At 71.1% G+C, this 12835-nt stretch carries 11 protein-coding genes; 8 read left to right on the forward strand and 3 right to left on the reverse strand.

All coding sequences use genetic code 11. The annotated features are described in order from the left end of the window. Nucleotides 1-13 precede the first annotated feature (13 nt). Nucleotides 14-1513, reverse strand: coding sequence for a sodium:solute symporter family protein (locus AB0D67_RS00420; RefSeq protein ID WP_362928217.1), 1500 nt, complete (start codon nt 1511-1513; stop codon nt 14-16). 206 nt (nt 1514-1719) lie between these two features. On the opposite strand from AB0D67_RS00420, the gene AB0D67_RS00425 reads away from it, so the two are divergent. From AB0D67_RS00425 to AB0D67_RS00455, 7 genes are all read left to right on the forward strand, one after another. Then, nucleotides 1720-2976 (forward strand): pectate lyase, encoded by a 1257-nt coding sequence (locus AB0D67_RS00425; RefSeq protein ID WP_362928219.1) that lies wholly within the window; start codon nt 1720-1722, stop codon nt 2974-2976. 154 nt (nt 2977-3130) lie between these two features. Beyond that, nucleotides 3131-5668 (forward strand): DNA translocase FtsK 4TM domain-containing protein, encoded by a 2538-nt coding sequence (locus tag AB0D67_RS00430; RefSeq protein ID WP_362928221.1) that lies wholly within the window; start codon nt 3131-3133, stop codon nt 5666-5668. A gap of 205 nt (nt 5669-5873) precedes the next feature. Continuing rightward, nucleotides 5874-6620 carry a RodZ domain-containing protein gene (locus tag AB0D67_RS00435; RefSeq protein ID WP_362928223.1) on the forward strand — a complete coding sequence of 249 codons (747 nt, stop codon included), beginning with the start codon at nt 5874-5876 and terminating at the stop codon, nt 6618-6620. A gap of 122 nt (nt 6621-6742) precedes the next feature. Then, nucleotides 6743-8152, forward strand: coding sequence for a 30S ribosomal protein S12 methylthiotransferase RimO (rimO, locus tag AB0D67_RS00440; protein ID WP_362928225.1), 1410 nt, complete (start codon nt 6743-6745; stop codon nt 8150-8152). A 25-nt stretch (nt 8153-8177) separates the two neighbouring features. Beyond that, nucleotides 8178-8783: a CDP-diacylglycerol--glycerol-3-phosphate 3-phosphatidyltransferase gene (gene pgsA / locus AB0D67_RS00445; RefSeq protein ID WP_362928227.1), complete on the forward strand. Its 606-nt coding sequence runs from the start codon at nt 8178-8180 to the stop codon at nt 8781-8783. Then, nucleotides 8783-9283 (forward strand): nicotinamide-nucleotide amidohydrolase family protein, encoded by a 501-nt coding sequence (locus tag AB0D67_RS00450; protein WP_362928735.1) that lies wholly within the window; start codon nt 8783-8785, stop codon nt 9281-9283. The genes pgsA and AB0D67_RS00450 overlap by 1 nt, the downstream gene beginning before the upstream one ends. Before the next feature lie 204 nt (nt 9284-9487). Further along, complete coding sequence (locus AB0D67_RS00455) at nt 9488-9847, forward strand: helix-turn-helix transcriptional regulator (RefSeq protein WP_362928229.1); 360 nt, start codon at nt 9488-9490, stop codon at nt 9845-9847. On the opposite strand, the gene AB0D67_RS00460 is transcribed toward AB0D67_RS00455, so the two are convergent. Next, nucleotides 9844-10635: a DNA-formamidopyrimidine glycosylase family protein gene (locus tag AB0D67_RS00460; RefSeq protein WP_362928231.1), complete on the reverse strand. Its 792-nt coding sequence runs from the start codon at nt 10633-10635 to the stop codon at nt 9844-9846. The two genes, AB0D67_RS00455 and AB0D67_RS00460, sit on opposite strands and share 4 nt — an antisense overlap. A 9-nt stretch (nt 10636-10644) precedes the next feature. Further along, nucleotides 10645-11094: an Rrf2 family transcriptional regulator gene (locus AB0D67_RS00465; protein ID WP_362928233.1), complete on the reverse strand. Its 450-nt coding sequence runs from the start codon at nt 11092-11094 to the stop codon at nt 10645-10647. Between the two features lie 459 nt (nt 11095-11553). On the opposite strand from AB0D67_RS00465, the gene AB0D67_RS00470 reads away from it, so the two are divergent. Next, nucleotides 11554-12732: an ROK family transcriptional regulator gene (locus tag AB0D67_RS00470; RefSeq protein WP_362928235.1), complete on the forward strand. Its 1179-nt coding sequence runs from the start codon at nt 11554-11556 to the stop codon at nt 12730-12732. Nucleotides 12733-12835 lie beyond the last annotated feature (103 nt).

Genomic DNA, 12835 nt, shown 5'->3' on the forward strand with positions numbered 1-12835 from the left:
TCCCGGGTGGCGGTCAGACGCTCGCGGCGGCCGTCCGCTCCGGCTCGGCGTCGTCGTCCAGGGAGTCGACCAGGGCGTCGCGGTCGGCCCGGTTCTCCGGCTTCAGCAACCCGACCGCCACGTAGAGGACCAGCGAGGTGACCAGGGGCACCCCGACCACCATCGCGGTGTCCTTGGACTCCAGGATCCACTTGACGTACGCCCAGACGCCCAGGCCCGCCGCCCAGGAGACGATCGCCGCGGTGGGGCCGCTCCGCCTGAACCAGGGGAGCATGCCCAGCATCAGCGGGATGGAGATCGGCCCCATCGTGGCCGCGACCAGGTCCACGACGATCTTCAGCACCACGCCCTCGCCCTGGGTCGCGATCGCGATCGTCATGCTGATCAGCACGAAGGTGAACGTCGTCACCCGGGCGAAGGTCAGCTCGGCCCGCGCCGACAGGTCGCGCACCCTGCGGACGATCGCCGGGGCGATGTCCCTGGTGATCACGGAGGAGATCACGTTGGCGTCGGAGGCGACCATGGCCATGGTGTGCGAGAAGAAGCCGGCGAGCACCAGGCCGATCACGCCCTGCGGCAGCAGGGTCTGGGCCAGCCGTACGTAGGCCTCCTCGGGGTTGGCCAGACCCGGCACGATGAGGGGCGCCGCGAACATCGGGACGAACAGCACCAGCGGCCAGACGAGCCACAGCGCGCTGGACAGCAGCGCCGACCGCCTGGCCGCCGAGCCCGAGGGTGAGGCCATGTAGCGCTGGGCCAGGTTCCACATGCCGCCGTTGTACTCGAAGGTCTTGATGAACAGCAGGGCGAGGAAGAACGTCGTGGTGTACGGCCCGGCGAACGGGTCGCCGTGTCCCGGGGGCAGTTTGTCCCACATCGTCCACAGGGTCGACACGCCGTCCAGGTGGCTCATGATCGCGACGAACATGGCGACGCCCGCGAAGCCCTGGATGACGAACTGCCCGAAGTCGGTCAGCACGTCGGCCCACAGGCCGCCGGCGGTGATGTAGACGAGGGTGACGACGCCGGTGATCGTGATGCCCCAGAAGATCGGCATCCCGGTGAAGCCCCGGAGCAGGATGGCGATCGCCACCCACTTGGCCGCGATGTCGACGACCTTCAGCAGCGCGCCGCTGTAGGCGAGCACCTGCTGGGTGGGCAGGTTGTAACGGCGGGCGAGGTACTCCAGCGGCGAGACGACGCCGTGTCTGGAGCGCAGCCGGTTCCATCTGGCCGCCCACAGGAACGCGCCGATGCCGACGCCGATGCCGATCGTCAGCGCCCACCAGACGTACATGGCCAGGCCGTAGGTGTAGGCCACCGCGGCGAACGCCACGAACATGACCGCGCTGTAGCCCGACATGTGGTGGGAGATGCCGGACAGCCACCAGGGGATCCGGCCTCCGGCGGTGAAGAAGTCGATCACGTTTCTGATCCGGCTCCTCGACCACACGCCGATGCCCACCATGACCAGGAAGTACGCGCCCAGAACGGACCAGTCGAGTGCGGACATGAAGTCTCCTCCCAACGCCTCGTTGGTGAGGATGTTCTGCTACATGAAACATCATGTCAATACATAGGACGGAATGCGCTTTCCTTTGGTCCCAGAGATCGACCGGTCCCGACTGTTCCATTTCACGGGAAGTCGTCCTATCTTGTGAAACTACCTTCAGCCCACCTGACAGGCTCGCGAGAGCCAGGCTCACAAGGGAGACGATCGTGTCCACGAACAGCAGGTTGCGGGCCTGCGTCACGGCGGGTGCCGCGGCGCTGCTCGCGGCCGGCGCGGTGGTGGGGTTACAACTCCCCGCCTCCGCCGCGCCGGCCTCCGGGTCCTACGCGCTGGTGAACTCCGCAAGCGGCCTCTGCCTCGACGTGACGGGCGCCTCGACGTCCGACGGCGCGGCGCTGACCCAGTCCTCGTGCAACGGGGCCGCCAGTCAGACCTGGCAGCTCTCGTTCGCCTCCGGCGGCCAGAAGCTGGTCGCCTCGCACAGCGGCAGGTGCGCCGACATCCAGGACGCCGGCACCTCGGCGGGCAAACTCGTTCTTCAGCAGGGATGCGCGGGAAGCGCTTTCCAAAGCTGGAACCTGACCGCCAGCGGCTCGAACTACCGGGTCGTCAACATCGGCAGCACCAAGTGCCTCAACGCCGAGGGGAGCACGGTCAAGCAGAACTCCTGCGACTCGGCGGCGAGCAAGCAGTGGACCCTCAAGGCCGCCGGCTCCGGCCCCGGCCCCACCCCCACGGCGACCCCCACCACCGGCCCGACGACCCCGCCGCCGTCCGGCTCCTGGCCGTCGCCGAACGGCCAGCAGGCCGTCGGCTCCACCATCAACGTCAGCGGTTCGATGGACGGCGGCATGAAGCGCTACTACGGGACCGGTGACCTCGGCAGCGGCGGGCAGAGCGAGAGTCAGCCCCCGATCTTCAAGCTGTCCGACGGCGCCACGCTGCAGAACGTGATCCTCGGCGCGCCCGCGGCCGACGGCATCCACTGCATGGGCACCTGCACGCTCAGGAACGTCTGGTGGGAGGACGTCGGCGAGGACGCCGCCACCTTCAAGGGCACCTCCGCCTCCCAGACGATGACCATCGACGGCGGCGGCGCCAGGTCCGCCACCGACAAGGTCTTCCAGCACAACGGCCCCGGCACGATGTACATCAAGAACTTCCGGGTCGAGAACTTCGGCAAGCTCTACCGGTCCTGCGGCAACTGCTCCAAGCAGTACCAGCGCAACGTGGTCATCTCCAATGTGGTGGCGACGACCCCGGGCAAGGTGCTCGCCGGCATCAACACCAACTACGGCGACACCGCCCGGTTCTCCTCGATCCGCATCGTCAACGACTCCAGTCACAAGGTCGTGATCTGCGACAAGTACAAGGGCGTGACCAGCGGTGAGCCGAGCCACATCGGCAGCGGCGCCGACGGGGTGAACTGCCTCTACTCCTCCTCCGACATCTCCTACTCCTGATCCCCTCCGGCGCCGGGCGGACGGTGGCGCCACCGTCCGCCCGGCGCCCGCCGCTCTCTCCGGCCTCTCAGATCCCTCCCGCCTCGCCGGCTTCTTCGGCCCTCCCCGGCGCGCCGCCGAGCGATCCGCGTCCCGGCTCGTTAGCCTCGCTACCATGGCCACCCGTACGTCCCGACCTTCAGGCAAGCCCCCGGCCAAGGGGGGACCCGGCCGGGCGAGGTCCGCTCCCTCCCGTACGGCCCCCGCCAGGCGGGCGGCCGCCGCCCGGGCGAAGCCCGCCGCCCGCAGGCCCGCGCCCCTGCAGCCCGACCCGATCAGCTGGGTCTTCATCATGTTCGGCAAGCTGCTCATGGGCATCTGGATGGTGCTCGCCGGGGCCGTCGGCAGCACCGCGCGGGCCATGGGCCAGAACGCCCGCGAACTCGACCCGGTCCACCGCCGCGACGGGCTCGGGCTGGCCGTCTTCTCCGGGGCGATCGTGCTGGCGGCGCTGATCTGGCGGGACACCACCGGCACGTTCTCCGAGATCGTCAACGGCTTCATGCGCGGGGCGTTCGGCTCGCTAGCCTGGCTGGCGCCGATCCTGGTGGCGCTTCTGGCCTGGCGGCTGCTGCGGCACCCGGACGAGAACGCCGACACCGGCCGGATGGGCATCGGCTGGTCCGCCCTCGTGGCCGGGCTGCTCGGCATCGTGCACGTGGCGCACGGCACGCCGTACCCGTCGGGGGGCGGCGCCGACGGCATGGACAAGGTCGCCGCCGCGGGCGGCATGATCGGGTTCATCGTCTCCGCGCCCCCGGCGAGCATCCTGCCCGCCTTCATCACCGTCCCCCTGCTGCTGATCCTGGCGGGCTTCGGCGTCCTGGTGATCACCGCCACCCCGGTGCACCGGGTCCCGGAACGGCTGGCCGAGATCCGGCACATGCTCTTCAACCGGGACCTCCCGGCCCGGACCCGCGAGCCGCGCAGGCGCACGACGCCCAAGAAGCCCCGCGGCGGTCGTGGGAACGGGGAGGAGGAGGGCCCGGAGGGGCCCGAGGGCGTCCGGCCGTACGACACGCCGCTGCTCACCGAGGCGGGCGAGCGGGCCGCCGAGCACTCGCCGGAGATCGTGCCGGGGCTGGTGGACGAGCCGCCCGCGCCCAGACCCGAGCCGTCCGAGCCGCCCGAGCCTCCCGCGCCGACCCCGGCGCCGCGCAAGGTCGAGCAGCTCGTGCTCTCCTCGCAGGCGGGCCCCTACACCCTGCCCGACACCCAGCTCCTGCGCCCGGGCAGCGCGCCCAAGCCGCAGACCAAGGCCAACACCGTCCTGGTCAACGCGCTGACCAGCGTGCTGGAGCAGTTCGCCATCGACGCCCAGGTGATCGGGTTCACCCGCGGGCCGACGGTGACGCGCTACGAGATCGAGCTGGGCCCGGCGGTCAAGGTCGAGAAGGTCACCGCGCTCACCAAGAACATCGCCTACGCGGTCAAGTCAGCCGACGTCCGCATTCTGAGCCCCATTCCCGGTAAGTCGGCGATCGGGGTGGAGATCCCCAACACCGACAAGGACCTCGTGTCGCTGGGCGACATCCTGCGCTCCCAGGTCGCCCAGGCCGACCAGCACCCCATGATCGTCGGCCTGGGCAAGGACGTGGAGGGCCGCACGATCGTGGCCAACCTCGCCAAGATGCCGCACCTGCTCATCGCGGGCGCCACCGGCGCCGGAAAGTCGGTCTGCGTCAACGGCCTCATCTCCTCGGTCCTGATGCGCGCCACCCCCGACGAGGTGCGGATGGTCCTGGTCGACCCCAAGCGGGTCGAGCTGAGCGTCTACGAGGGCATCCCGCACCTCATCACGCCGATCATCACCAACCCCAAGAAGGCCGCCGAGGCCCTGGAGTGGGTGGTGGGGGAGATGGACCGCCGCTACGACGACCTGGCCGCCAGCGGCTTCCGGCACGTCGACGACTTCAACAAGGCGGTGCGCGCGGGCAAGCTCGTGCCGCCGCCCGGCAGCGAGCGGGTCTACCAGCCCTACCCGTACCTGCTGGTGATCGTGGACGAGCTCGCCGACCTGATGATGGTCGCCCCGCGCGACGTCGAGGACTCCATCGTCCGCATCACCCAGCTCGCCCGCGCCGCGGGCATCCACCTGGTGATCGCCACCCAGCGGCCGTCGGTGGACGTCGTCACCGGCCTGATCAAGGCGAACGTGCCGTCCCGGCTGGCGTTCGCCACCTCCAGCCTCGCCGACAGCCGGGTCATCCTCGACCAGCCCGGCGCGGAGAAGCTGGTCGGCCAGGGCGACGCGCTGTTCCTGCCGATGGGCGCGAGCAAGCCCATGCGACTGCAGAACGCCTTCGTCTCCGAGAAGGAGATCGTCGAGATAGTCGCGCACTGCAAGGCCCAGATGCAGGCCGAGTACCGCGAGGACGTCACCGCCGCCGCCACCGCCAAGAAGGAGATCGACGAGGACATCGGCGACGACCTCGAACTGATGATCCAGGCGGCCGAGCTGATCGTCACCACCCAGTTCGGCTCCACCTCCATGCTCCAGCGCAAGCTGCGGGTGGGCTTCGCCAAGGCGGGCCGGCTGATGGACCTGCTGGAGAGCCGCAACGTCGTCGGGCCGAGCGAGGGGTCGAAGGCGAGGGAGGTGCTGGTCAAGCCCGACGACCTGCCGGGTCTCCTGGCCGATCTGAGAGGGTGACGACCGCACCGCACCGTCGTACGGCGCGCCGCCCTCCCGGCCGGTCTGGAAGGGTGACGAGCGGCTGAGCCGCGCCACCGCCGTACGGCGCGCCGCCCTCCCGGCCGACTTGAGAGGGTGATGACCCCCCGGCGTACACAGTCCCCCTGATTACTGATTGAATGGGACTCACTACGCAACGTCATGGGCTGGGGGGGCGTGCGGCATGAGCATTGGCGGCAGTCTGGCAGAGGCGCGCCGGACGACGGGCATGACCGTCGGGCAGCTGAGCGCGCGCACACGCGTGCGCGAGGCGCTGATCCAGGCGATGGAACGCGACGACTTCTCGCACTGCGGGGGCGACTTCTACGCGCGGGGTCACATACGCAACATCTCCAAGGTCCTCGGGCTGGACCCCGAGGCCATGGTGCACGAGTACGACGAGCTGCACGGTGGCGTCCCGCTGCCGGTGCGGGCGGCCAGCGTCTTCCAGGCCGACAAGCCGATCAACATCCGGGAGCGGCGCTCGCCCAACTGGACGATGGCCATGGCGGTGGCGCTGGCCATCATCGTGGTGTTCGGCGTGGCGAAGATGATGGGCGGGGAGGAGACCCCGACCGCCGACATCCGCCCGGCCAAGAAGTCGGCCGCGCCGCACTCGGCGCACGCGCGGCCGCTGGCCGGCGGCCCTCGCCGGGCCGGCGCGGCGCTCGCCCCGAAGCGGGGCGAGGTGGTCCTCCAGATCACCGCGAAACGCCCGTCCTGGCTCGACATCAAGGACGCGGCCGGGCACCGGCTCTTCTCCGGCCGGATGACGGCCGGTCAGGCGTCCGTGTGGCGAGCGCAGAAGGCGCTGAAGGTCACCTTCGGTGACGCGGGGGCCTTCTCGGTCCGGATGAACGGCGTGGACCTCGGTGTCCCGGGCTCCGAGGGCGAGGTGCTCAAACACTCCTACAAGGCTTCCAAGCCCTGACCGCGCGGGGTTCCGGGAGGGCCGGGAAGAGCCTCCCGGAGGGCCGGAGCGGCCGGGGAGGGGAGCCTGGGGGAGGGGGAGTGCGCCGATGGTGGCCAACTCCCGATACCGTAGTGTTCACCATGTCATCCCGCCGAACCGCATCGCTGATCACACTGGGCTGCGCGCGCAACGAGGTCGACTCCGAGGAGCTCGCCGCGCGTCTTGAGGCTGCCGGCTGGCAGGTGGGCGACGACGACCCCGACGTCATCGTCGTCAACACCTGCGGCTTCATCGACTCAGCGAAAAAGGACTCCATCGACACGCTGCTCGCCGCGGCCGACTCCGGCGCCAAGGTGGTCGCCGCGGGCTGCATGGCCGAACGCTACGGCGACCAGCTCGCCGACGCGCTGCCGGAGGCGTCGGCCGTCATCTCCTTCGACGACTACACCCAGATCGGCGCGCGGCTGGACGACGTGCTGGCCGACAGGCCGCTCGTCCCGCACAGCCCGCGCGACCGCAGGACGCTGCTGCCGATCTCGCCGGTCGAGCGCGCCGCCGCCCCCAAGACCCACATCCCCGGCCACGGCGACCTGCCCGAGGGCCTGGCCCCGGCCAGCGGCCCCCGCCCGCTGCGCAAGCGGCTGGGGGGCGGGCCGGTGGCCTCGCTGAAACTGGCCTCCGGCTGCGACCGGCGGTGCACCTTCTGCGCCATCCCCGCCTTCCGCGGCGCCTACGTGTCGCGGAAGCCGGAGGAGATCCTCGCCGAGGCGGCCTGGCTGGCCGGTGAGGGCGTCAGAGAGCTCGTCCTGGTCAGCGAGAACTCCACCTCCTACGGCAAGGACCTCGGCGATCTGAGGGTCCTGGAGAGGCTGCTGCCGGCCCTGGCCGCCGTCGAGGGGATCGAGCGGGTGCGGGTCAGCTACCTCCAGCCCGCCGAGCTCCGGCCGGGCCTGCTGGAGACGATCTCCTCGACCGAGGGCGTGGCGCCCTACTTCGACCTGTCCTTCCAGCACGCCAGCGGCACGGTGCTGCGCAGGATGCGCCGTTTCGGAGACCCCCGGCGTTTCCTGGACCTGCTGGAGACCATCCGCGCGGGCGCCCCGGAGGCGGGCGTGCGGTCCAACTTCATCGTCGGCTTCCCCGGTGAGACCGAGGAGGAGTTCGGCGAGCTGGTCGACTTCCTGCAGGAGGCCAGGCTCGACGTCATCGGCGTCTTCGGCTACTCCGACGAGGAGGGCACCGAGGCGGCGTCCCTGTCCGGCAAGCTCGACCAGGAGGTCGTCGACGCCCGGGTGGCCGCGCTCACCGAGCTGGCCGACGAGCTCATGGCCCAGCGGGCGGAGGAGCGCATCGGCGCCGAGGTGGACGTCCTCGTCGAGGAGGACCTCGGCGACGGCGGTTACGAAGGGCGGGCGGCCCACCAGGGACCCGAGGTGGACGGCTCCGTCACGGTCCAGGGCATCGGCCTGGTGCCGGGGCAGATCGTGCGGGCCGTCGTCGTCGACTCCGAGGGGGTCGACCTGATCGCCCGAATCAAGGCCGCTCCGTGAGCGCGCCGCCCGGCCGGGAGAGCGTATGACCGACCCGCCAGAGACCGGAACCGGATCGACCTCGGCATCCATGGACTCCAGGCCGAGCGCCTGGAACATCGCCAACGTCGTCACGGTGCTCCGTCTGGCGATGGTCCCTTTCTTCGTGGCGTGCCTCTTCCTGGAGGGGTACGGCTGGCGGATCACCGCGCTGGTGATCTTCCTGGTGGCCTCGCTCACCGACCTGCTGGACGGCGAGCTGGCCCGCCGCTACGGCCTGGTCACCGACTTCGGGAAGATCGCCGATCCGATCGCGGACAAGGCGCTGACCGGCGCCGCGCTGATCAGCCTGTCGGTCCTGAACGAGCTGCCGTGGTGGGTCACCGGCGTGATCCTCGGCCGGGAGCTGGGCGTGACCCTCCTGCGGTTCGCGGTGATCCGGCACGGGGTCATCCCGGCCAGCTACGGCGGGAAGGTGAAGACCGTCCTGCAGATCGCCGCGATCGCCCTCTACATGTGGCCGGGAATGCCGGAGGTGTTCCGCTGGGTCGTGATGGGCGCCGCGGTCGTCGTGACCGTGGGGACGGGGATCGACTACGTCGTCCGCGCGGTCAAGCTGCGGCAGGTGGCGAAGCAGGCGAGGAAAGCATGATGGACCGCGTCCCGCCCGCCGCCGAGGTGCTGTCCCTGCTCGTCCGCCGGGGGGAGACGGCGGCGGTGGCCGAGTCGCTGACCGCCGGGCTGATCGGCGCGGCCCTCACCGCCCCGGCCGGCGCGTCGGCCGCCTTCGCCGGCGGGGTCATCTCCTACGCCACCGAGCTCAAGCACCGCCTCCTGGGCGTCCCGGCCGACCTGCTGGCACGGGAGGGGGCGGTTCACCCGGCCGTCGCCGCGGCGATGGCGGACGGCGTCCGCCGGCTCACCGGGGCCTCCTACGGGCTGGCCGCGACCGGGGTGGCCGGACCCGATCCGCAGGACGGAAAACCGGTCGGCACCGTACATTTGGCCGTTAGCGGTTCGGACGGGCGGGTATGGCATGAAGATCTGAACCTCGCCGGAACGCGTGACGAGATCCGGCGGTCGACGGTGATCGAGGCAGTGGACCTTCTACGGAGAGTCCTGGAGACGAGCGTGGGGGAACATTCCGGGTGATTACCGCGTTACGTCCCCAGCGAACATGCTCCCCGTGGTCTGCCGTCGCATCGGTGGATGCAGGTACGGTGGAACCGTGAGTGATGTAAAGGTCAAGCGATGATGACGGCGAGGAGTATGCACCAAGGGTCGCGCAAGAACGGGCGGCACGAACCGATCGCGCGGGGGGTCGCCCAGGCTCCCGCGCTGGGGAGGGAGCGACAGATGGTCCTGCTGCGTCAGCTGCTCGGTGACGTGCTGCGGCGACTGCGGGTGCGGCAGAGTCGCACCCTGCGTGAGGTTTCCACGTTGGCCCGTGTCTCCCTCGGATATCTCTCCGAGGTGGAGCGTGGTCAGAAGGAGGCGTCCTCGGAACTGCTCGCGTCGATCTGTGGCGCCCTCGGTGTGCCGCTGTCGCAGGTGCTCCGCGAGGTCTCCGACCAGTTCGCCCTGGCCGAGCTTCAGCACGCCCCGGTGCTCACCGGTGACGTTCCCGAGCGGGAGCGCCTGCCGATCGCCGAGACCGTGCCCGGCTCGCTTCCCGAGGATGTGTTCCCCGAGGTCAACGACATGGTCGCCGCCTAGCCGGCCGGTTCTCCCGGCTGGCAGTGACGGCACCAGAAGATCAGCCGCTCCTGCGGCTGTGCCCCCATCTCGCCCCGACTGATCCGATGTCCGCAGCGCAGGCATGACCTTCCTGCCCTGCCGTACACCCACGTGTCCCGCCCCGGGCGCGGGTCGCCCGTCGTCGCCCTGGTCACCCGGTCACGGTTGGCGTGCAGCAGCCGCCGCGCGAGCGCGGCGATCCTTTCCACATCTTCGATCTCACCCACCGGCCGCCACGGCGAGACCCCCGCGAGGAAGAGCGTCTCGGCCCGGTAGATGGTGCCGAGCCCCGCGAGGTTGCGCTGGTCGAGCAGCGCCTCGCCGATGGTCGCCCGGGGATCACGCGCGAGCCGCCGCGCGGCCTCCGCCGCGTCCCAGCCGGGCCCCAGCGGGTCGGGGCCCAGATGTCCGACGAGCCGGTGCTCCTCGGCGGTCGCCACCAGGTCCAGCATGCCGAGCCGTACCCCCGCCGCCTGCCACTCGGTGTTCGCCAGCACGAGGCGGACCACGTCACCCGGCGGGACAGACCGGCCGGCGGGCGATATCCGCCAGCTCCCCTCCATCCGAAGGTGGGTGTGGACGGTCAGGCCCCCCTCCACCCGGGTGAGCAGGTGCTTGCCGCGTGAGACGGTCTCAAGGACGCGCCTGCCGGTCAGGTCGGCGGTGGCGTACCGCGGGACGCGGAAGTTGGACCTGACCAGGACCCGGCCGTCGAGCGCCCGGCCCAGCCGCCGCGCGGTGCGGTAGACGACGTCGCCTTCGGGCACGGGACCGGCTCAGTCCCAGGCGGAGGGGTCGGCGGCGAGGGTCATGACCCGCTCGGGGAGCACGCCGGTGGCGACGCTGTCGAGTGTGACCTCCTCCAGGATGGCCCGCTCGCTGGCGCGCAGCGCGATCCAGACCTTCTGCAGCGACTCGGCGGGACCGCGGTAGCCGACGTGCTCGGGCCGCTCGCCCCGGACGTTGGCCAGCGGGCCGTCCACCGCGCGGATCACGTCGGCCAGGGTGATCTCCCGCGCGGGGCGGGCCAGCACGTAGCCGCCCTCGGGACCGCGCTGGCCGCGGACCAGGCCGGCCCGGCGCATCTGCAGCAGGATGTTCTCCAGATACTTCGGCGGCATGTCCTGCTCCTTGGCCAGCTCGCCCACCGTGGTCGGTCCGTCACCGGCGGCGGCGAGTTCGGCGGCGGCACGAAGGGCATAGTCGACACGAGCAGATAGGCGCATGTAGACGATTATCCCGCCTGCTATTGACTGCTTAGGCGCGAGGTATCGGAAGAGCCGAACATGTCGCCTCTGCGACCGTCGGCGGGTCCGCCCCGCGAGGGTTTCCGTCACGCTCTGTGATGCTTCGTGCCGGACGGGTCGTGGCAGAGGGGGTGCCGTGCCGCCGGGCGTGTCGCGGTCCGCGGACGGCCCGTGACGCGCGGGCCGCGAACCCCCGGGGAGGCATGGCGTGGCCGTCCGCGAGGCCCCGGGGAGGATGCGGCGCGGCGGCCCGCGAGCACCCGCGAAGGCACGTCGTGGCCGTCCGCGAGGCCCCGGGGAAGGTACGGCGCGGCGGCCCGCGGGAACCCGCGGCGGCTCCCGCGCGGCTAAGCTGTCAGGAACCTTTATTGACTAATGCGAACGCTTCTCGCCTGAATGCAAAAGCGACGGGGAAACGGCGGACAAGAGAGCATGCGTATGGAGCGACGTCCTGGCGTTCCCAGGCTTCTGCGGGAGATCAACGACCGGGCCGCCCTGGAGCTCCTGCTCGACTCAGGTCCCCTGACCCGGGGGCAGATCGGTGAGATGACCGGGCTTTCCAAGGTGACGGCGTCCCAGACGCTGGCCCGGCTCGAAGGACGCGGACTGGTCGAGGTGACCGGGGAGCAGGCGGGCGGAAGAGGGCCGAATGCCGCCCTTTATGGAGTTATTCCGTCTTCTGCCTATGTCGTGGGCCTGGCCGTGGGGCCGGAATTCGTCACCACCGCCGTCGCCGATATCAGCGGCGATATCGTGGCCGAGGTGACGGTCGCCCCCGACGGGCACGACGACCCGGTCGCCCTCGTGCACAGCGCGATCGTCAAGGCGTGCCGGTCCGCCAAGGTCGCCCTGGCGAGGCTGCGGGCCGTGGTGATCGGCACCCCCGGCGTCGTCGATCCCCGCACCGGGGACGTCCGGTTCTCCTTCGACCTGCCGGACTGGCGCGAGGGCATCCACGAGCGGCTCGCCCGCGACCTGCGCCGCGACGTCAGGATCGAGAACGACGTGAACCTGGTGGCCATCGCCGAGCACGCCCTGGGCGCGGCGCGGCGGGCCGACGACTTCGTGCTGCTCTGGGTGGACCGCGGCATCGGCCTCGGCGTCGTCCTCGGCGGCCGGCTGCACCGCGGCCGTTCCGGCAGCGCCGGGGAGATCGGATACCTGCCGGTGCCGGGCGTTCCGCTCGCCGAGGACGTGCGGGAGGTCCCCGGGCGCATGCCGTCCCTCGCCGGAGGGTTGCAGTCGCTGGTCACCGATGAGGCGGTGACCGAGCTGGCCCGGGCGCACGGTTTCATCGGGCGCGGCGCGGCCGAGTGCGTGGCTGCGGCCGTGGAGGCGGGGGAGCGCGGCCGGCCGCTGCTGGACGAGGTCGCCAGGCGGCTGGCGCTGGGCGTGGCGTCGGTGTGCGTCGTGCTGGATCCCGGGCTCGTGGTGCTCGCCGGCGAGGTCAGCCGGGCCGGCGGTGGCGAGCTGACCTTCAGGATCGAGGAGGCCGTGGCCCGGATGTGCCCGGTGCGGCCCCGCGTGGTATCCGGCGAGGTCGAGGGCGACCCGGTGCTGAGGGGCGCCGTGCTGGCGGGGCTGGAGCAGGCACGCGAGGAGCTCTTCGCGTCCTGAGCCTCCCGCCCTCACCCGGGCCTCCGTACCGGCCCTCACCCCGAGCCTCCGTACGGCCCGCGCCGCCCGATCCCGGGCCCGTACGGCCGTGCCGTTCCGCCGG

The sequence above is a fragment of the Streptosporangium sp. NPDC048047 genome (assembly GCF_040653115.1).
Lineage (GTDB): Bacteria > Actinomycetota > Actinomycetes > Streptosporangiales > Streptosporangiaceae > Streptosporangium.

What these genes read in the sequence shown, in the direction of transcription:
- pgsA (WP_362928227.1), top strand. Translation starts at nt 8,178, where the DNA reads ATGACCGACCCGCCAGAGACCGGAACCGGATCGACCTCGGCATCCATG.
- AB0D67_RS00435 (WP_362928223.1), top strand. Translation starts at nt 5,874, where the DNA reads ATGAGCATTGGCGGCAGTCTGGCAGAGGCGCGCCGGACGACGGGCATG.
- AB0D67_RS00450 (WP_362928735.1), top strand. Translation starts at nt 8,783, where the DNA reads ATGGACCGCGTCCCGCCCGCCGCCGAGGTGCTGTCCCTGCTCGTCCGC.
- AB0D67_RS00455 (WP_362928229.1), top strand. Translation starts at nt 9,488, where the DNA reads ATGGTCCTGCTGCGTCAGCTGCTCGGTGACGTGCTGCGGCGACTGCGG.
- AB0D67_RS00420 (WP_362928217.1), bottom strand. Translation starts at nt 1,513, where the DNA reads ATGTCCGCACTCGACTGGTCCGTTCTGGGCGCGTACTTCCTGGTCATG.
- rimO (WP_362928225.1), top strand. Translation starts at nt 6,743, where the DNA reads ATGTCATCCCGCCGAACCGCATCGCTGATCACACTGGGCTGCGCGCGC.
- AB0D67_RS00430 (WP_362928221.1), top strand. Translation starts at nt 3,131, where the DNA reads ATGGCCACCCGTACGTCCCGACCTTCAGGCAAGCCCCCGGCCAAGGGG.
- AB0D67_RS00465 (WP_362928233.1), bottom strand. Translation starts at nt 11,094, where the DNA reads ATGCGCCTATCTGCTCGTGTCGACTATGCCCTTCGTGCCGCCGCCGAA.
- AB0D67_RS00470 (WP_362928235.1), top strand. Translation starts at nt 11,554, where the DNA reads ATGGAGCGACGTCCTGGCGTTCCCAGGCTTCTGCGGGAGATCAACGAC.